Here is a 17,903-nt window from a genome sequence, read left to right on the forward strand (position 1 = left end):
CGGTTCGCTCTGCCCTATTGTCAAGAGGGCGAGCCAACACCGGTGCGGGGTCGTTATCCGGCTCCGGTAGCGTGAGCAGGCATCTATCCGCCGATTCGGTTTGGAGCTTTCCCCGAAAATGACTGAACAGACCCCCAGTGGTGGTGCTTCGTACGCCGCGGCAGGCGTGGACATCGAGGCAGGTGACCGCGCAGTCGAGTTGTTCGGGCCATTGGCGAAGAAGGCGACCCGGCCCGAGGTCCAAGGCGGCCTCGGCGGCTTCGCCGGACTGTTCGCGCTCAAGGGCGGCTACCGGGAACCGTTGCTGGCGGCCTCCACCGACGGCGTCGGCACCAAGATCGCGGTGGCGCAGGCGATGGACAAACACGACACCGTCGGCCTCGACCTGGTCGCCATGGTGGTGGACGATCTCGTGGTCTGCGGCGCGGAGCCGCTGTTCCTCCAGGACTACATCGCCATCGGCAAGGTCGTCCCGGAGAAGGTCGCCGAACTCGTCTCCGGCATCGCCGAGGGTTGTGTGCGCGCCGGGTGCGCGCTGCTCGGCGGCGAGACCGCCGAGCATCCCGGGCTGATGGATCCGGACGACTACGACTTGTCCGCCACCGGCGTCGGCGTAGTGGAAGCCGACGCGGTGCTCGGGCCGGACCGGGTCCGTCCCGGCGACGTGGTGATCGCCATGGGGTCCTCCGGACTGCACTCCAACGGCTACAGCTTGGCCCGCAAGGTGCTGCTCGAGATCGACCGCATGTCGCTCACCGGCCACGTCGAGGAATTCGGCCGCACCTTGGGCGAGGAACTGCTCGAGCCGACCAGGATCTACGCCAAGGACTGCCTCGCGCTGATCGCCGAGACCGATGTGCGCACCTTCGCCCACGTCACCGGCGGTGGCCTTGCGGCCAACCTGTCGCGGGTGCTGCCCGCGGGCATGGTGGCGGAGCTGGATCGCGGCACCTGGAACCCGGCGCCGGTGTTCAAGATGATCGCTCAGCGCGGGCGGGTCGAGCGGCCCGAGATGGAGAAGACGTTCAACATGGGCGTCGGCATGGTCGCCGTCGTCGCTCCGGAGGACGTGGACCGGGCGCTGGCGGTGCTGACCGCACGGCACATCGAGTGCTGGACGCTGGGCACGGTCAAGAAGGCCAAGGACGCAGACGCCGTGCGCGCCGTGCTGGTCGGTGAGCATCCGCGGTTCTGATCCGCGCGAAGACACGTCAGAGTCCCGCATCCTCGCTCGATGCGGGACTCTGGTGTGTTGCAAGCCTTTTCGGCGCCAGAGACGTCAACTCGCGACAACGCTCGAAGGGGGAGGCCCGTCGGCCTCCCCCTTCAGACGTAAATCCGAGTCAGCGGCGCCAGTCGTCGTAGTCGTCGTCCTCATCCCAGCGGGACAAGGAGTCGTCCGCGTCGTGCTCATCGGACAGCACACCACCACTCCGCTGGGAGTTGGGGCTTCCCGAAAGCTCGCGCTGAAGGCTCGCGAAGTCGGTCGTGGGCGAGCTGTACTTCAGCTCGCGTGCGACCTTGGTCTGCTTTGCCTTAGCCCGGCCACGGCCCATGGCTGACCCCCTCGCGTCACAGCGGGGCGGCCTGGGGTTTGGTGGCGGCCCCGTTCGAATTAATACTCTTCCTGACAGACACTTTAGCGTGTGTCCGGCGGTCTCGCTTCCAGGAGTGGGTGAAGAACTCCGGAACCGGTGCCGTTTGCCCGCTTGTCGCCCTGCCGTGGAATACCTAGACGACCCCGGGTATAGCACGAATCACACCGACTCGGATACCCCCGCCGAGCACCGCGGGGGCCGCCAGCTCCGCGTGCGCATCGGTCCACTCGATTCCCATGCGGTGCAGAATCGCCAGCGTCAGCGGCATTCGCGCACGATCGTGGCCGTCTTCGATCTTGTACGCGAAGGCCGATCCGTCCGGCAGCGCGCCCGCGTGCACGCCGTCCGCGCCGATCTTGCACACCAGTCCGGGGGTTGCCCGCATGGTCAGCAGATCGGGCGCGTTCGTGCCGGAAATCACTCGCGGATGCGCGCGTACCGCGTCGGCGACGCGGCGTTCCGGGGTGCCGGGCTCGGCCGTGGCCATGGTCGAGAACACTCGCGCGAGGTTGACCAGTGACACCGGGATGATCGGCAATCCGCAGCCGTCGATGCCAAGATCGGCTTCCGGTTCGCCGGTCAGGTCGGCCACCGTCGCGATCACCGCGCGCTGGAGCGGATGCGCCCGGTCCTGGTAGCCCTCGATGGGCCAGCCGTTGATCGCGCAGGTCGCGAGCATCGCCGCGTGCTTGCCCGAACAGTTCATGTAGATGGGATGGGGTTGCCCTCCGCCCGACAGCAGCGCGGTGCGAGCGCGCTCGTCGTACGGCAGATCGGCCGGGCAGGCCAGCGACGAATCGGGCAGGCCGAACCGGTCCAGCAGCCTGCGCACCAGCGCGATGTGGTCGGGTTCGCCGTAGTGCGAGGCGGTCGCGATGGCCAGTTCGGCGTCGTCGATCGGCTGAAAACCGTTGCGCAGCAGGGTGATCGCTTGCATCGGCTTGTTCGTCGAGCGCGGGAAGATCGGCAGGTGCACTTCGCCGAGCTGCACGGTGGGCTCGCCCGCGGCGTCGAGCACCACCACCGAGCCGCGGTGCACGCACTCGCGGAAGCCCGAGCGGACGACTTCGACCAATTCCACACTCACGATTTCGCTCCCGTGCCGATGTCGTCGGTGCTCGCTGTCGTCGTGCGCCGGTTCGCGGCGGCGCGCTCGGCGTTGCCGTGCCTGCGCGTGTGCCGTTCCACCTGCATGCGCACGTCGTCGGAGATGGTCGGCTCGTCGGCGATCAGGATCGCGAGCAGGTCGAGATCGGCGCCGGTGAACAGATCGCGGACGGTGATGCCGTGCTCCGGCACGTGCACCACCGAGATCCGGTCACCCGCTCCGATCGTGCCCTCGGTGAGCACCCGCAGGTAGGCGCCGGTATCGCTGCGCAGGGCGAACCGTTTGACCCACTGCTGCTCGCCGCTCCAGTGCTGGAACGTGGCGCACGGTACGCGCGGTGCGCTCACCTCCAGCAACGTGTCGCCGACCGACCAGCGCGCGCCGATCACCGAGTCGCTGACCGGAAGACCACGCACGCGCAGGTTTTCGCCGAACCATCCCGCGGGCAGTTCCCGGCCGAGCTCCGTGCCCCACCGGAGGGCGTCCTCGTCGGCGTAGGCGTAGACGGCCTGGTGCACACCGCCGTGATGCTTGGTGTCGCAGACGTGGTCGCCCTCCAAACCGAGGGCGCGCACTCCGACCCGGCCCGCCACCGGCCGCTTGTCGATGGCGGTGCGGCCGACCCGTCCCGGCACCTCGAGGTCGGCGTGCACGACGCACGTCGCGAGGACCTCGCCGGAATCACCGACGCGCATGGGCAGCGCTCCTCTCGTCATGGCTGGGCAGCTCGGCGCTGAGCAGGGCTGGGATGTCGGCTGGGAAGTCCCACGCCGGCGGGTGGCTCGTCAACGGGTCAGCGCCCGCGCAGCCGGTCGACCGCTAGGCGGCCCGCCTGCGGCTCGTCCTCCGCGGGCACCGAATCGGGATCGATGGACGCCGCGACCGGGCCCGCGACCAGCGCGGTGTCGGCCGGGACCGCGCGCTTGACCAGCGCGAGGGCGATCGGGCCCAGTTCGAAGTGGTCGACGACCGTGCCGAGCCTGCCGACCGCGCGCCCGCCCGCCGTGACGTCGTCGCCGATGGCGGGGCGCTCGTCCGCTGAGCCGTCCAAGTGCAGCAGCAACAGGTGGCGCGGCGGCTTGCCGAGATTGTGCACCCTGGCCACGGTCTCCTGGCCGCGGTAGCAGCCCTTGTCCAGGTGGACGGCTCCGTGTTCGGCGACGCCGCCGATCCAGCGGGCCTCGTGCGGGATGGTTCGCTCGTCGGTGTCCAGTCCGATCCGCGGGCGGACGGCCGCGACGCGCAACGCCTCGAACGCCCACATACCGGCGGGGACCGCGCCCGCCGCGGTGAGCCGGTCCCACAGCCCGGTCAGCTGTTCACGCGGGACGACCAAGTCGAAAGAGTCGGCCGTCGGCCACGGCATCCGGCGCAGGAATCCGCCGCCGGCCAGCGGCGCGGCCTCGTACACGCCGGGAAGGGCGGTGATGCCGAGCGTCTCGGTAAGGCCAGCGACTCCGGGGCCGAGCAGACTCAGCACCGCGTGGTCGGCGGCCTCGGGCTTGGCATCGGCCCAGAACACCATCTTCTGCAAGAACGTCAACAGGTCGGGGCCGCGCTCGGCCTCGGTATCGATCCAGACGGTGCCGCCCAGTTCGGTGAGCACGAAGTGATGCTGGACCCGGCCGTTCAGATCCAGGTCGAGGTTCTCCGCGGACTGCCCGTCGCCGAGGGCGGCGACATGCTGGCTGGAGATGGTGTGCAACCAGGTGAGTCGCTCCGCGCCGCTGATGCGAAGGACGAACCGGTGCGACCGGTCGACGATCGCGGCGCGCTGCACCGCGGCGCGCTGTTCGCCGAACGGATCACCGTAGTGCCATGCGACGGCGGCGTCGGGCGAACCCGCCGCTCCCGCGACGGCTCCCGACACACTGAGGATGGGGCTGGGCGCAACCACGGACACCTCTACCACTCTAGGCGGGGCCGCCCGGCGGCGTGCGAACCGGGCCACGACGCCGCAGATCGGCATAGCCGATGGGCATTGTCCGAGCATTACGGCGGGCGCCACGGCGCGGTCGCACAAAAGGTCTGGCAAAAGCGGCCGTGACATAGGCATTGTCCGCTCACACCGCCTACGCTCGTCGCATGGTGGATCGAGTTCTGGTAACTCTCGATGGCGAAGTCCGAGATGCGGATGCGCCGTTGTTGTTTGCGGACGATATTGGCGTATTGCGTGGCGACGGTGTCTTCGAAACGGTGCTCGTGCGCGCGGGAGTCGCGTGCGCGATCGAATTTCATCTAGGCAGATTGCGTCGCTCCGCCCAGGCGCTCGATCTGCCCGAGCCGGAATTGAGCAAATGGCGCGAGGCGGTGGAGACCGCCGCCAAGGAGTGGGGCAGCGAACGCGAAGGCGTGATGCGGCTGGTGCTCACCCGGGGCCGGGACTCCGAGCTGGCCGCCACGCCCGACAAGGTCAAGACCGGTGACCTCGCCGCCGCCGTGCCGGTGCCGACCGCGTTCGTGCTCGTGGTGCCGGTGCCCGAGCGCGTGCAGAAGGCCCGCACCGAAGGCGTCGCGGTGGTGAGCCTGTCCCGCGGCATCTCGATCGACCTCGCACAGGCCGCGCCATGGCAGCTGCTCGGAGCCAAGACGCTGTCCTACGCCACCAATATGGCCGCCCTTCGGTTCGCCGCGCGAATGGGCGCGGACGACGTGATCTTCACCAGCACGGAGAACCGCGTGCTGGAGGGCCCGCGGTCCACCGTGGTGATCGCCCGCGACAAGCAGTTGATCACCCCGCCCGCGAAGAACGGCGTGCTGCCCGGCGTCACCCAGCGCGCGCTGTTCGCCGAGGCCGAGAAGGCGGGTTGGCAATGCCGCTACGACTCGCTGTTCACCGCCGACCTGCTCACCTGCGACAGCATCTGGATGCTGTCGAGCATTTCGCTTGCGGCGCGGGTCAATTCGCTGGACGGGCTGCGGATGTCCGCGCCGGACAACGCCGAAGAGATCATCGCGCTGGTCGATCGCGGCATCGAGCGAGCGGGAGCCATCGGCGACTGGTGAGGCCGGGTATGGAGGGCGGCGCCGTCGTCGTGATCGGCGCCGCTGCGTGATCTCCGTCCTACTCGGGCGGGCGCGGGTGCTGACGAGCACGGAAAACAGGTCGTGACAGGCGGATCAGCCCTGGTGACGTGGCGTAGGACTCATTTTTCCAGGTCCACTCCCGCGTAGGCTTTACTACGACTTGTCGTAGACACGCAGGAGGCCGGCTTGAACGCCTTGGACATCTCCCGATGGCAGTTCGGCATCACGACCGTTTATCACTTCCTCCTGGTGCCGCTGACCATCGGACTCGCGCCGTTGGTGGCGGCCATGCAGACGGCGTGGGTCGTGACCGGCAAGCAGCACTGGCTGCGGCTGACCAAGTTCTTCGGCAAGCTGTTCCTGATCAACTTCGCGCTCGGCGTCGCGACCGGCATCGTGCAGGAGTTCCAGTTCGGCATGAACTGGAGCGAGTACTCCCGCTTCGTCGGTGACGTGTTCGGCGCCCCGCTCGCGCTGGAAGGCCTGATCGCCTTCTTCATGGAGTCGACGTTCCTCGGGCTGTGGATCTTCGGCTGGACCCGGTTGCCGAAACTGCTGCACCTCGGTGCGATCTGGATGGTCGCGATCGGTGTGAACGCCTCGGCGTACTTCATCGTCGCGGCCAACTCGTTCATGCAGCATCCGGTCGGCGCCCGCTACAACCCGGAGACCGGGCGCGCGGAACTGGAGAGCATCGTGAAGGTGCTCACCAACAACACTTTGCTGGCCGCTTTTCCGCACGTGGTGGCCGGATCCTTCCTCACGGCGGGCAGCTTCGTCGCGGGCATCGCGGGCTGGTGGATGGTGCGCAACGCGCGCAGCGGTGACGAGGCGAAAAAGGCCGAGGCACGACAGATGTGGCGTCCCGCGGCGCGGGCGGCCATCGTCGTGGTGATCGCGGCTATGGCCGCTCTGGTCTACACCGGCGATGTGCAGGGCAAGCTGATGTTCGAACAGCAGCCGATGAAGATGGCCTCGGCGGAATCGCTGTGCCACACCGCACTCGACCCCGACTTCTCCGTGCTCACGGTCGGCACGCACAACAACTGTGACAGCGTGACGCACGTGCTCGAAGTCCCCTACGTGCTGCCGTGGCTGGCGAAGGGGGAGTTCACCGGCGTGACGCTGGACGGCGTCGTCGACCTGCAGAAGACCTACAACGAGAAGTTCGGCGTCGGCGACTACCGGCCCAACCTCTTCGTCACCTACTGGTCGTTCCGCGCCATGATCGGGCTGTCGGCGGGTTCGGTGCTGCTCGCGCTGGCCGGGCTGTGGCTGACCCGGCGCGGCCGGGTGCCGGACCAGCGCTGGTTCGCCTGGCTGAGCCTGCTGGCCATCCCCACCCCGTTCCTGGCCAACAGCGCCGGGTGGGTGTTCACCGAGATGGGGCGGCAGCCCTGGGTGGTCGTGCCCAACCCCACCGGCGACCCGAATCTGCGCCTCACCGTGCAGGAGGGCGTCTCCGGTCACGCGCCAGGCGTCGTGCTGTTCTCGCTGATCGTCTTCACGCTGCTGTACGGGGCGCTCGCGTGCGTGTGGTTCTTCCTGATGCGCCGGTACGTGATCCACGGGCCCGATCCGGCGGCGCCTGCCGGGTCCGAGCCGCACGACACAGACGCGGCCTCGGGCGGCCGCCGCGCCGAAGAGCCTGCCGTCGAAGTACTTTCGTTCGCCTACTAGGAGCCGGCGATGAGTCTGCAAGAGTTCTGGTTCGTCCTGATCGGTGTGCTGTTCACCGGCTACTTCGTGCTCGAGGGCTTCGACTTCGGCGTCGGCATGCTCATGCCGATCCTCGGCAAGGGGTCCGACCGGCGCAGGCGCGCGGTGCTCAACACGATCGGCCCGGTGTGGGACGCCAACGAGGTCTGGTTGATCACCGCGGGCGCCGCGATGTTCGCCGCGTTCCCGGAGTGGTACGCCAGCCTGTTCTCCGGTTTCTACCTGGCATTGCTGCTGGTGCTCGTCGCGCTGATCCTGCGGATCTGCGCCATCGAGTACCGCGGCAAGATCGACGACCCGCGCTGGCGGGCCCGCTGCGACATCGGCATCGGCATCGGTTCCTGGGTTCCGGCGCTGGCCTGGGGCTGGGTGTTCGCCAATGTGGTGCACGGGGTCCCGCTGAACGAGAAGAAGCAGTTCGCGGGCTCGGTCGCCGACCTGTTCGGGCCCTATGCCCTGCTCGGCGGGCTCGCGACCGGACTGCTGTTCGCGTTGCACGGAGCGATGTTCCTGGTGCTCAAGACCGCGGGCGAGGTCCGCGACGACGCGCGCCGCACCGCCCGGCTGCTGCTGGCGCCGACCGTGGTCGTCGTGGGCGGATTCGGATTGTGGACCCAGCTGGCCCACGGATCCGGCTGGACGTGGATTCCGCTGGCGCTGGCGGTGCTCGGTCTGGTCGTGGCGGCGGCGGCCGATCTCGCGCAGCGCGACGGGTGGGCGTTCACCGGCACCACGGTGACCGTCGCCGCGGCGACCGCGCTGCTGTTCGGTTCACTGTTCCCCGCGGTGCTTCCCTCGACGATCGATGCGGCGTTCGACCTGACGATCCACAACGCGTCCTCGACGCCGTACACGCTGAAGGTGATGAGCTGGGCCGCGGCGCTGGTCACACCGGTCGTGCTGGTGTACCAGGGCTGGACGTACTGGGTCTTCCGCAAGCGGATCACCGTCGAGCAGATCCCGCCCCCGGTCGGCCTGCCCCTGCGGGCCGCGCAGGATTGACGCCATGGCCCGCCCTCCGATCGATCCGCGCCTGTGGCGCTACGCCCGCTCCGCGCGCAGCTACCTCGCGCTGAGCGTGGCGCTGTCGCTGGTCGTCACCGGCGCGATCGTGGTCGCGGCGGTGCTGATCGGACGGGTGCTCGCCGGGGTGGTCACCGATCCGAGTGCGCGCACGCTCGGCGCGTGGACGGTCGAGCTGGTCGGGATCGCGGTCGCGATCGCAGCGCGGGTGCTCGCCACCTGGTCGCAATCCAGACTGGCGCACCGAGCGGGCGCGAGCGTGGTGGCGGAGCTGGAAGGCGCGGTGCTCGGTGCGGGCGCACGGCTGTCGCCTCGCGAACTCGACACGCGCCGAACGGAATTGGCTGTAGTCGTCGGCACGGGCTTGTCCGGGCTGCGCGGGTATCTCGTCGGCTACCTGCCCGCCCTGTTGCTCGCGGTGCTCGTCCCCCCGATCGTGCTCGCGGTCATCGCGGCACACGATCCGACTTCCGGCGTGATCGTGGTGATCACCCTGCCGCTCATCCCGGTCTTCATGGTCCTCATCGGACTGTTGACCCAGGGGCGGGCGGAAGCCACGCTCGCGGCCACCACCCGGCTGTCGGACCAACTGCTCGACCTGTTCGCGGGCATGCCGACGCTGCGCGCGCTCGGCCGGGAGACCGGCGACGCGGAACCCGAGCCCACTGCGCGCGGACAGCAGAACGGCACCGGGACGGGCGATGCGGCCGCACCCGCGCGCACCATGCGGCATCGTGTTCGCGATCTCGGCGACGCGCTGCGCCTGCGCACGATGCGCGCGCTCCGCATCGCCTTCCTGTCCTCCATGGTGCTGGAGTTGCTCGCCACCCTGAGCGTCGCCCTGATCGCGGTGTCCATCGGGCTTCGGCTGGTGTTCGGCGAGATGAGTCTCTATGCGGGCTTGGTGGTGCTGGTGCTCGCCCCCGAGGTGTACCTGCCGCTGCGCATGGTGGGCGAACGCTTCCATGCCGCGCAGGACGGAATGGCCGCCGCGGACAAGGCATTCGCGATCCTCGAATCCACGCCCGCCGAGCGCGTCGGCGCCGCGATCGGCGCTGATCTGGAGCCGACTGATCGGCGACCCGGTCACAGCATGCAAGGCGCGGCGCTCGTCGAGTTGGCGGCACGGGACGAGTCGGCCCGCGCCTGCGGCGGCACGGAGCCGGTGGAAGCCGTGCTCCGGGCTCGCCACCGCAGCCCCGCAGGCTCTGGCACGACGACCCCTGACGAGGAGCCCACCGAGCGGCCACCCGGCCACGCCGGGCAGGGCGGGCAGGGCGCGGCGCTCGTCGGTGGGTCGCCGGAGGACTCGGCGCGCGTCGATACGCGCGACCGCCGCACCTTGCCGCAGGCAGCATCGGCGACTGTTCGCCCTGGCAGCTCCGAGTGCCCCGGCACGGTCGAACTCCGCGATCTCTCGGTCCGGGCGCGGGACGGGTTCGCTCCCGCGTGCCTGTCGGCGACTTTGCGGCCCGGTTCCGTCACGGTGCTCGCCGGTCCCAATGGAAGCGGTAAATCGACCGCCGTGCAGGCGATCCTCGGCCTGATCACGCCCGACCGAGGCGCCGTGACCGTTGACGGTGTGGACGTCGGCGATCTGGACCCGGACCGATGGTGGGCGAACGTGGCCTGGCTGCCGCAGCGTCCCGTGCTGGTGCCCGGCACCTTGCGCGACAACCTGGAATTGCTCGGCGCGCGCGCTGTGGACCACGCCCCACGCGGCCCGGCGCGCATCCTCGACGATCTCGAAGCCGCTTGTCTGGCAACGGGATTCGACGCCGTGCTCGACGACCTGCCCGAGCGCTGGGACACCGTGGTCGGCCCTGGCGGCATCGGCCTTTCGCTGGGCCAGCGCCAACGTCTCGCCCTGACCAGGGTGCTGGCAGCCGATCGCCCGATCCTGCTGCTGGACGAGCCGACCGCGCACCTCGACGCCGCCGCCGAAGCGACCGTGCTGGCCGCCCTCCAAGCCCGCGCCCGTGCGGGCGCGACGGTGGTGGTCATCGGTCATCGCCCGACCGTACTGGCCGGCGCCGACCACGTCGTGCGGGTGCACGCCGACCGAGCGGAGGTCCCGCGGTGAGCGGAACGCTCGGGCAGACCGTCCGCTGGTCGGCGGCTGACGGGGTGGTGTCGGGTCGCCTGGCTCATGCGGGTGTCGGTTGGCGTGCAGTGCGTATGCGGTGGTCTGCCTGCTCATGTGCCGTCTGTCCGTCGGTCGCCGATCCAGGTAGGGCACTGCGGGGTGGCCGGGGTGCCCTCGGGTGTGTCCGGACATGTCGTCCGGGTGCACATCGGCGCAGGTCGCCGCGCGGTGAGGGTGGAATGTTGTCGGTGGGCGGACGCGTGGCCTCGCCCATCAGGGAAGAGCGCCGGTCACTGATGGTTCGTCCGGCTCGGCGCGGCGAGCTGTGCACCGTGTCCGGCACGCGTATCGCATCTGGAGATCGGCCGTCGGCGAGTGGTCCGGGTCGGCGACTCGGCGCGGACGCCGGGCGAGAGGAGCGATCGCGATGACGCGTCCTGTTTCGCGGCGGCCCGGCCTGTCAGGTGATCTGCGCCGGATGTGGGAGCTGCTCGAATTGTCCCGCTGGCGGGTCGCGGTGGCGATCGGGTGGGGCGTGCTGGCGCTGGGCAGCGGGCTCGGGCTCGCCGCGCTGGCGGCCTGGCTGATCGCGCGCGCCTGGCAGATGCCGCCGGTGCTCGACCTGAGCATCGCCGTGGTAGCGGTACGCGCGCTCGGCATCTCGCGCGGCCTGTGCCGGTACCTCGAACGGTTGGCCACCCACGACGTCGCGCTGCGCGCCATGACGACGGCCCGGACCACGGTGTACCGGACGCTGGCCGGCTCGGATTTCTGGTTGCGCAGGCCCGAGGCCGCACCGAGTGGACACGACCGGCCGGGCGCGAAGCCGCCGCGGCGGGGAGATCTGCTGGTCCGCATCGGTAGCGACATCGACGACTTGGGGGCCGTGGTGGTCCGCGTGTTCGTCCCGGTCGCGGTCGCCGTCATCCTCTCGGTCGCGGCGGTCACGCTGCTTGCCACGATCTCGCCCACCGCGGCGGCGATCCTGGCGGGTGCGCTGGTGCTATCGGGCATCGTCGCGCCGTGGTTGTCGGCCGCGGCGGCGTCCGAGGCGGAACGCGCCGTGCGCGCCGACCGGGCGGAATTCACCGCGCAGGCCCTCACGGTGCTCGATCACGCCGCCGAACTGCGCGTCGCCGGTCGCCTCGACGCGGCCCTCGCCGCGGCCGGGCAAGCGTCGCGCCGTGCGGTCGCCGCGGAGGACCGGGCCGCCGCGCGCAGCGCCTGGTCGGCCGCTGCCACGCCCCTGTCGATCGGCGCCGCTGTCCTCGGTGCACTGCTGATCGGCATCACCCTCTACGGCCCGGACGGCGGCACGGCGGTCGGCATGACGCCCATGGCACTGGTCGTCCTGGTCCTCTTGCCCTTGTCGGCGTTCGAAGCGGTCGGCCCGCTGCCCACAGCGGCGCAGGCCCTGACCACGGCCCGCGCGGCACTGCATCGACTGGACGGGTTCGAACCCGATTCGCCCCCGGCTGCGTCGGCGGACCCTTGGGCGCGGCCGTCCATCCGGCCACCGCATGCCGAAGACACGGCGAACATGGCTCAGACCAGTGACGAAATGGCCCCCGTGAGCGAGACCACTCGCGCCGCGGCGGACCGATCCGCCGGGCTCCCAGGCGGATCGGAGCGGCAACAGCAACGGCGGGCGAGCGTTGCCGACCAGAGTCACCCTGTCGACGCCCACGCGCCGGAATTGCCCGAGGGGCGGCGGATCGCCGTGGTCGGCCCGAGCGGCGCAGGCAAGACGACCCTGTTGATGAAGTGGGCCGGACTGTTCGACACGCCGCGTCCCGGCGTCACCTTCTTCGCCGAGGACGCGCACCTGTTCGGCACCTCCGTGCTGGAGAATCTCCGGGTGGCACGCGGTGACCTGACCGTGGAAGAAGCCGAAGAAGCTTTGCGAACGGTCGGTCTCGGGGACTGGCTGCAGGGGCTGCCGCAGGGTGTGCACACCGATCTCGTCGGGGGAGCGGCAGCCGTGTCGGGCGGCCAGCGTCGCCGGATACTGCTCGCGCGCGCACTGGTGTCACCGGCGCGGGTGTTGCTGCTGGACGAACCGACCGAGCATCTGGAGGCAGAGGCCGGGGCGAAGCTGCTGCGCGACCTGCTCGACGCCGACAGCGGTCTCGTCGAACCGGATCGAATCGTGGTCGTCGTCACACATCAGCTGCCGGACGACCAGCGGGCCGACGCGGTGCTGCGAATATCCGCATCAGGGCAGGTCACGACCGACTTCACGGTGCGTGGAAGGACCTGCGGCAGCGCTGATTCCGCCGACCGAGAAATTCCGTTGCCGAGTTACTGACGCATCGCTAGATTCGTTCGTACACGAGGAAGGAGGTGGTTCGAAGAATGATTATTCATAGGACACGTGAGGTGGCTGTCCGCTAGCGCCACCGCTGCAGGTGGATTTCGCCCGCGCGAGCGCCAGCGAATTCCAGGCAGTCACCCGGCCCCCGAGCCCCGGTCCGTCCGACCGGACCCGTGCGACCACAATCGCACCGGTATGGCTCGGGGGCTGTTCCGCCTCTGCGGGTATTCAGGCCGTACCAGTGGGGGTGTTGTGTGGGTTGGTCACAGGTCTTCCTGCGTTGGGATGGGCAGGGGTTCTGGGCGTACCCGGTGTTCGATGAGGCCGACCGGTACCGGTCGGCAGGACGCCGAGCGCGGGCAGGGTTCCCCTCAGCCGATGTAGCGCTGGAGGCGGGCCGAGAGGCGCGGTTCGAGGGGGCCGTCGGCTACCACGCGTTCCTCGACGTAGGCCAAGTCGCCGCCCTCGACGATGCCGTAGAGACGCTTGGCGCCGCCCACGACGATGCCGGACTGGCTGCGGATCACCACGTCGGTGGCCAACTCCCAGGACGACTGGGTCAGCGCTTGCCCGTAGAACAGCTCCACGATGCCGCTGCTGTGCGACAGCAGCAATTCGATGACCTCGTCGTTGCCGTCGATGCCGACCCGCCAGAAGCCGCGCTCGCGCAGATCGGGGCCGCCGTAGCCGCCGTCGGCCTCGATGACCCAGGACCGGGATTCCCAGGCGAGATAGTCGCCGCCGTCGTGCGAGACGACGATCTGCTGGCCGAAGCGGTAGTCCCCGCGCTCGGGATCGTTGCCCTCGCCCTCGCCGCGCCACACGCCCACCAGCGGGAGCAGCGCGAGCATCGAGGAACTCAGATCCGGGCCGAGGCGCAGGTTGGCCGTGTCCTCGGGCAGCGGAAGATCCGGTAGGACCGGGATGTTGCGGACCCCGGTCGATTTCGCCCGTTCGGCAGCCTCGGCCACGGCCTGGTCGCCGCTGCGGCGACCGGCGGCATCGGCCGGAGCGTTGCCGTTCAGTTGTTCACTCGCTCGCTCGGCCGGGTTGGAACCTTCGCTCGCGAGTTCGCTCATGATTCGGTGAACAGCCGGTAGAAGACGTAGAGGCCGAACCAGCCGATCAGCACGGCCACGGCCACCAGCAGAATCTCGAAGAAGAGGACCACGTTTCGAGTCTAACGACCCCCCTGCGGCGGCACGCAAACGGCCCCGGTGCTTCCGCGGAACGGGAAGCGACCGGGGCCGTTCGACGAGTGGCGAACTCTTACTTGGCGACCGCGACGTCGACCGAGTGGATGCCCGCGCCTTCGGGGCGCACCTCAGCGGAGCCGTTGCCGGCCGAGGAAAGGGCGCGGACGGTCCACGCGCCGGGAGCCGCGAAGAACCGGAAGTCACCGGTGCCGGAGGCGACGACCTCGGCGGTGAAATCACCGTTGCCGTCGAGCAGACGCACGAACGCACCGCCCACCGGCTGGCCGTCGGCGCTCAGGACACGGCCGGTGATGACCGTCTCCTTCTCCACGTCGACACCGGCGGGGATGGCCTGACCCTGAGTAGGTGCTGCACACATGTCGATTTACTCTCCCAACTCGATCGGAGCGCCGACGAGCGAGCCGTATTCGGTCCAGCTGCCGTCGTAGTTCTTGACGTTCTGGTGTCCGAGCAGTTCCTTCAGCACGAACCAGGTGTGCGAGGAGCGCTCGCCGATCCGGCAGTACGCGATGGTCTCCTTCTCACCGTCCAGACCGGCCTCCTTGTAGAGCTCGGCCAGTTCGGCGTCGGACTTGAAGGTGCCGTCCTCGTTCGCCGCCTTGCTCCACGGCACGTTGATGGCGCCGGGGATGTGGCCCGGACGCTGGCTCTGCTCCTGCGGCAGGTGCGCCGGAGCCAGGATCTTGCCGGTGAACTCGTCAGGCGAACGCACGTCGACCAGGTTCTTGGTGCCGATGGCCGCGATGACCTCGTCCCGGAAGGCGCGGATGGCCAGGTCGGGCGCCGACGCCTTGTACTGGGTGGCGGGCCGGTTCACCGGCTCGGAGGACAGCGGACGGCCGTCGAGCTCCCACTTCTTGCGACCGCCGTCGAGCAGCTTGACGTTGTTGTGGCCGTACAGCTTGAAGTACCAGTAGGCGTACGCGGCGAACCAGTTGTTGTTGCCGCCGTACAGGATGACCTCGTCGTCGTTCGAGATGCCGCGCGCCGAGAGCAGGTCGGAGAACTGCTCCTGGTTCACGAAGTCGCGACGAACCTGATCCTGCAGGTCCTTCTTCCAGTCGAGCCGGACGGCACCCTCGATGTGGCCACCGTCGTAGGCGGAGGTGTCCTCGTCGACCTCGACGAACACGACGCCGGGGGTGTTGAGGTTCTCTTCGGCCCAGTCAACGGAGACCAGGACATCGGAGCGAGCCATTGTTTTCCTTTCAGAGATGACGTGCAGGGTCAGTTCGATGCCGGTGACGGGGTCCGGCGGAGGCGGGCTACCAGCGGATAGATCCGGCAACCCAGGCAGAGCCCGAACGCCGCGTTCAGGAACGCCGCGAACAAGGCGAAGCCGGCGAACACCGCGCCGACGATTGTGGAGCCGAGCGCGAAGCCCAGCAGGCTGACGGCCGCGAACACGAAACCGAGCAGCTGCGCGAACCGCAGCGGGGCCGTCGGCTCGGTCTCGGTGGTCGGCGCGAGACGCGGCGCGACGAAGGCCGCGTAGATCCGGCCGTACGGGTGGCGGCGCGGTCCGAGGGCGGCGCCGACCGCGAAGACGACCGCTTGCAGGGCGATCAACACTCCCGCAGCCACCGGGGACACGGCGGCGGCGAGCAGCACCACGACGAGGACGGCGGTGGTCACCCATGCGGCGAAGCGGGGTCCGCGCACATCGACCTGGTCGTGGGAAACGGGGACGGCTTCGGAACTGTTACGAATCTCGGTGGACATTGTGCGTACTCCTGCGCTGAATAAGTCCGATGACTGAAAATTTGCCAATTCGCCGGGGGATCGTGAGATCACTCGCACGGCGGACAGGGGTCGGCGTCAGGAAATCCGGGAAAGCCGACCGATCAGCGGCACAGGCAGCAACAACCACCGAGCCGACACAGATCCACTGTGCGGCGTCGGGTGAGCATCAGCTCGTGGTTGGCAAGCACGTGAGCAGTTTACCCAATTCGGCGGGGAAATATGGACCCGGGGTGGATCACATCCGTCCAGTGGGCTTGTCGTCGCAGCTCAGGCCGCGGCGGTCAGTGGCTCGAGCGCGGAGTGCAGATCCGTGGCCTTCGGCACGCCGGAGATGCGGAACCGTTCCCTGCCCTCGATGTCGAAGACGAACGTGGTGGGCAGCGAGAGCACGTTCAGCTCCCTGGCGAGCGCGGGCTCGGCGTCGATGTCCACCTCGATGTCCTGCGGCGGCTGCGGCGATCCCGCGAGCTGGTCTGTGACATTGGCAACCACTCGGCGAACAGCGGCGCACGGTCCGCACCACTCGGCGGAGAAGTGCAGGACCGCGGGACCGGCGCCGGTCACGCCGACGGCGGCCAGCAACTGCGCGCGGGCGGAGGGGGACAGGTCGATGTCGTCGGTCGCGCGGAGCTTGCCATCGCGCCTGCGCAGCAGGATGCCCACCGCCAGCGCGGCGAGCAGTACCACTGCGAGGATAGTGATTTGGATCATGGTCGCTGCAATCGGTCCAAGTCGATCGTGACGTTCACGCCCTTGCCCTCCACGACGATCTGACCGCCCTGAGCGGAGACCTTGGTCGGACGGACACCGAACGGCAATTCCTTCGTGTCGATGGTACGGGTGAACCGGGCGAGGACCGCCGGGCGATCGGCCTCCGTGATCACCGCCACAGGCATGGTCTCGGTGCCGGGCGGGCCGCGGTAGAACCCGGTCGCCACGATCTTCACCTGATCGCCGTCGAGCAGAAGATCGGCCTGCACGCTGACCTTTTCCCCGCCGTACTGGGCGCCGGGCGTCTCCGGGAGGGTGCCGGTGAGCACCAGTGCTCCCGTGGTGGTCATGCCGGAACCGCCCGAGCCGCCGGTCCCGTCGGACTTGTCGGCGGGACGGGAATGCACCTGCAGATCGGGGATGGTGAACAGCCTGCCGAGTTCGGTCGGCTCCACCCGCAACCGGCTGTCCACGCGCTCCACCGGGACGCCGCGCAGGCTGCCGTCGACGAGTTCGCCGACCGGCAGCCGCACCCCGGTCAGCGTCGCCTCGAGCGCGATCTCGCCGGGGATGTCCATCCGCTTCGCGCGGGCCCGGATCTCCACATGGTCGTAGCGGCTGTCCCAGGCCTGGCCGAGGAAGGGGAAGCCGTGGATCGTCACCTCGGGATCGGCGGTGAGATCGGCGCCGTCGCGCAGCGCCCTGGACACGCGGTACTCCGAATAGGCCGCGGTGCTGAAGTCGATGACGACGGCGAACCCAGCCAGACACAGCAGGCCGATGATCAGCTTGCGCATGCTCCCCCGTCTCTCCGGGTCTCGGGCCGCGTCGGCCGGAAGCCGCGCGGCGCGCGTTCGGCTACTGCCTCGGGCGCCCCGGCGGCAGGGGGCATGCCCGATACGTAACCCATGTACGCACCCTATCGGTTGGCCCGAGCCGGGCTCCCAGGGTGTCCTGCGGGGCGCTCGGTGTACCGGAATGCGTGGTCACCCCGTGTTACGCGCTAATCTTGCATCCGATTACCTGTGATTAGCGACGTGGACGCGGCGGTGCTGCCGCATCCGCGTGGCTACGAGATGGGAGGAGGGCCCGTGGAGCTGCTCCTGCTTACCTCCGACCCCAACCCCGAGTCGGTGTTGCCCTCGCTTGCGCTGCTCGCGCACAACGTGCGCCCCGCGCCGACGGAAGTGGCGTCGCTGCTCGAGGCAGGCACCGCGGACGTCGCGCTGGTGGACGCCAGGACCGACCTCGCCGCGGCCCGTGGCCTGTGCCGCCTGCTCGGCAGCACCGGATCGTCGGTGCCGGTCGTCGCCGTCCTCACCGAGGGCGGTCTGGTCGCCGTGAACGCGGACTGGGG

General features: G+C 69.4%; 17 protein-coding genes and 1 pseudogene. 7 read left to right on the top strand and 11 right to left on the bottom strand.

Annotated elements, in window-relative coordinates:
• Positions 1-118: 118 nt before the first annotated feature.
• Positions 119-1,195, top strand: a complete 1,077-nt coding sequence (purM, locus tag ON21_RS02915; protein WP_039794981.1) for a phosphoribosylformylglycinamidine cyclo-ligase — start codon at positions 119-121, stop codon at positions 1,193-1,195.
• 148 nt (positions 1,196-1,343) lie between these two features.
• Here the strand turns inward: purM and ON21_RS02920 are convergent, their stop codons facing one another.
• The 5 genes from ON21_RS02920 to ON21_RS39835 form a co-directional block, all read right to left on the bottom strand.
• Complete coding sequence (locus ON21_RS02920; RefSeq protein ID WP_039794982.1) at positions 1,344-1,556, bottom strand: DUF3073 domain-containing protein; 213 nt, start codon at positions 1,554-1,556, stop codon at positions 1,344-1,346.
• 175 nt (positions 1,557-1,731) lie between these two features.
• Positions 1,732-2,685 carry an asparaginase gene (locus tag ON21_RS02925; protein WP_039794983.1) on the bottom strand — a complete coding sequence of 318 codons (954 nt, stop codon included), beginning with the start codon at positions 2,683-2,685 and terminating at the stop codon, positions 1,732-1,734.
• On the bottom strand, positions 2,682-3,422 hold the full coding sequence (locus tag ON21_RS02930) for an MOSC domain-containing protein (RefSeq protein ID WP_245562438.1): 741 nt from the start codon (positions 3,420-3,422) through the stop codon (positions 2,682-2,684). The genes ON21_RS02925 and ON21_RS02930 overlap by 4 nt, the downstream gene beginning before the upstream one ends.
• A 77-nt stretch (positions 3,423-3,499) precedes the next feature.
• Positions 3,500-4,609 (bottom strand): CAF17-like 4Fe-4S cluster assembly/insertion protein YgfZ, encoded by a 1,110-nt coding sequence (ygfZ, locus tag ON21_RS02935; protein ID WP_373281096.1) that lies wholly within the window; start codon positions 4,607-4,609, stop codon positions 3,500-3,502.
• Positions 4,610-4,698: 89 nt separating this feature from the next.
• Positions 4,699-4,944 (bottom strand): hypothetical protein, encoded by a 246-nt coding sequence (locus ON21_RS39835; protein ID WP_245562441.1) that lies wholly within the window; start codon positions 4,942-4,944, stop codon positions 4,699-4,701.
• Here ON21_RS39835 and ON21_RS02940 point away from each other — a divergent pair.
• From ON21_RS02940 to cydC, 5 genes are all read left to right on the top strand, one after another.
• On the top strand, positions 4,852-5,712 hold the full coding sequence (locus ON21_RS02940) for an aminodeoxychorismate lyase (protein WP_245562440.1): 861 nt from the start codon (positions 4,852-4,854) through the stop codon (positions 5,710-5,712). The two genes, ON21_RS39835 and ON21_RS02940, sit on opposite strands and share 93 nt — an antisense overlap.
• Before the next feature lie 207 nt (positions 5,713-5,919).
• Positions 5,920-7,413: a cytochrome ubiquinol oxidase subunit I gene (locus ON21_RS02945; protein WP_039794988.1), complete on the top strand. Its 1,494-nt coding sequence runs from the start codon at positions 5,920-5,922 to the stop codon at positions 7,411-7,413.
• A gap of 9 nt (positions 7,414-7,422) precedes the next feature.
• Positions 7,423-8,454, top strand: a complete 1,032-nt coding sequence (gene cydB, locus ON21_RS02950; protein WP_039794989.1) for a cytochrome d ubiquinol oxidase subunit II — start codon at positions 7,423-7,425, stop codon at positions 8,452-8,454.
• Positions 8,455-8,458: 4 nt separating this feature from the next.
• Positions 8,459-10,558: an ABC transporter ATP-binding protein/permease gene (locus ON21_RS02955; protein WP_039794992.1), complete on the top strand. Its 2,100-nt coding sequence runs from the start codon at positions 8,459-8,461 to the stop codon at positions 10,556-10,558.
• Between the two features lie 430 nt (positions 10,559-10,988).
• Positions 10,989-12,869 (top strand): thiol reductant ABC exporter subunit CydC, encoded by a 1,881-nt coding sequence (cydC, locus tag ON21_RS02960; protein WP_051020246.1) that lies wholly within the window; start codon positions 10,989-10,991, stop codon positions 12,867-12,869.
• 377 nt (positions 12,870-13,246) lie between these two features.
• On the opposite strand, the gene ON21_RS02965 is transcribed toward cydC, so the two are convergent.
• The 6 genes from ON21_RS02965 to ON21_RS02995 all read right to left on the bottom strand — a co-directional run bounded on the left by ON21_RS02965 (position 13,247) and on the right by ON21_RS02995 (position 17,343).
• On the bottom strand, positions 13,247-13,954 hold the full coding sequence (locus tag ON21_RS02965) for a heme-binding beta-barrel domain-containing protein (protein ID WP_039794996.1): 708 nt from the start codon (positions 13,952-13,954) through the stop codon (positions 13,247-13,249).
• 190 nt (positions 13,955-14,144) lie between these two features.
• Positions 14,145-14,450, bottom strand: a complete 306-nt coding sequence (locus ON21_RS02975; protein ID WP_039794997.1) for a DUF1416 domain-containing protein — start codon at positions 14,448-14,450, stop codon at positions 14,145-14,147.
• Between the two features lie 6 nt (positions 14,451-14,456).
• On the bottom strand, positions 14,457-15,290 hold the full coding sequence (locus ON21_RS02980; RefSeq protein WP_039794999.1) for a sulfurtransferase: 834 nt from the start codon (positions 15,288-15,290) through the stop codon (positions 14,457-14,459).
• Between the two features lie 29 nt (positions 15,291-15,319).
• Positions 15,320-15,814 (bottom strand): DUF4395 domain-containing protein, encoded by a 495-nt coding sequence (locus tag ON21_RS02985; RefSeq protein WP_051020248.1) that lies wholly within the window; start codon positions 15,812-15,814, stop codon positions 15,320-15,322.
• Positions 15,815-16,102: 288 nt separating this feature from the next.
• On the bottom strand, positions 16,103-16,546 hold the full coding sequence (locus tag ON21_RS02990) for a thioredoxin family protein (protein WP_039795001.1): 444 nt from the start codon (positions 16,544-16,546) through the stop codon (positions 16,103-16,105).
• Positions 16,543-17,343, bottom strand: a complete 801-nt coding sequence (locus ON21_RS02995) for an LmeA family phospholipid-binding protein (RefSeq protein WP_039795003.1) — start codon at positions 17,341-17,343, stop codon at positions 16,543-16,545. Before ON21_RS02995 ends, ON21_RS02990 begins: the two co-directional genes overlap by 4 nt.
• Before the next feature lie 294 nt (positions 17,344-17,637).
• Between ON21_RS02995 and ON21_RS03000 the strand changes: the two are divergent.
• A pseudogene (locus ON21_RS03000) lies at positions 17,638-17,903 on the top strand (DNA-binding response regulator); the annotation flags it as partial.

The sequence above is a fragment of the Nocardia araoensis NBRC 100135 genome (assembly GCF_000308435.1).
In the GTDB taxonomy this organism is placed as follows: domain Bacteria; phylum Actinomycetota; class Actinomycetes; order Mycobacteriales; family Mycobacteriaceae; genus Nocardia; species Nocardia araoensis.

Bases quoted from the DNA above. Each gene is read 5' to 3' on its own strand.
- purM (WP_039794981.1), top strand. From the start codon at position 119: ATGACTGAACAGACCCCCAGTGGTGGTGCTTCGTACGCCGCGGCAGGC.
- ON21_RS02920 (WP_039794982.1), bottom strand. From the start codon at position 1,556: ATGGGCCGTGGCCGGGCTAAGGCAAAGCAGACCAAGGTCGCACGCGAG.
- ON21_RS02930 (WP_245562438.1), bottom strand. From the start codon at position 3,422: ATGACGAGAGGAGCGCTGCCCATGCGCGTCGGTGATTCCGGCGAGGTC.
- ON21_RS39835 (WP_245562441.1), bottom strand. From the start codon at position 4,944: ATGAAATTCGATCGCGCACGCGACTCCCGCGCGCACGAGCACCGTTTC.
- cydB (WP_039794989.1), top strand. From the start codon at position 7,423: ATGAGTCTGCAAGAGTTCTGGTTCGTCCTGATCGGTGTGCTGTTCACC.
- ON21_RS02955 (WP_039794992.1), top strand. From the start codon at position 8,459: ATGGCCCGCCCTCCGATCGATCCGCGCCTGTGGCGCTACGCCCGCTCC.
- cydC (WP_051020246.1), top strand. From the start codon at position 10,989: ATGACGCGTCCTGTTTCGCGGCGGCCCGGCCTGTCAGGTGATCTGCGC.
- ON21_RS02965 (WP_039794996.1), bottom strand. From the start codon at position 13,954: ATGAGCGAACTCGCGAGCGAAGGTTCCAACCCGGCCGAGCGAGCGAGT.
- ON21_RS02975 (WP_039794997.1), bottom strand. From the start codon at position 14,450: ATGTGTGCAGCACCTACTCAGGGTCAGGCCATCCCCGCCGGTGTCGAC.
- ON21_RS02980 (WP_039794999.1), bottom strand. From the start codon at position 15,290: ATGGCTCGCTCCGATGTCCTGGTCTCCGTTGACTGGGCCGAAGAGAAC.
- ON21_RS02985 (WP_051020248.1), bottom strand. From the start codon at position 15,814: ATGTCCACCGAGATTCGTAACAGTTCCGAAGCCGTCCCCGTTTCCCAC.
- ON21_RS02990 (WP_039795001.1), bottom strand. From the start codon at position 16,546: ATGATCCAAATCACTATCCTCGCAGTGGTACTGCTCGCCGCGCTGGCG.
- ON21_RS02995 (WP_039795003.1), bottom strand. From the start codon at position 17,343: ATGCGCAAGCTGATCATCGGCCTGCTGTGTCTGGCTGGGTTCGCCGTC.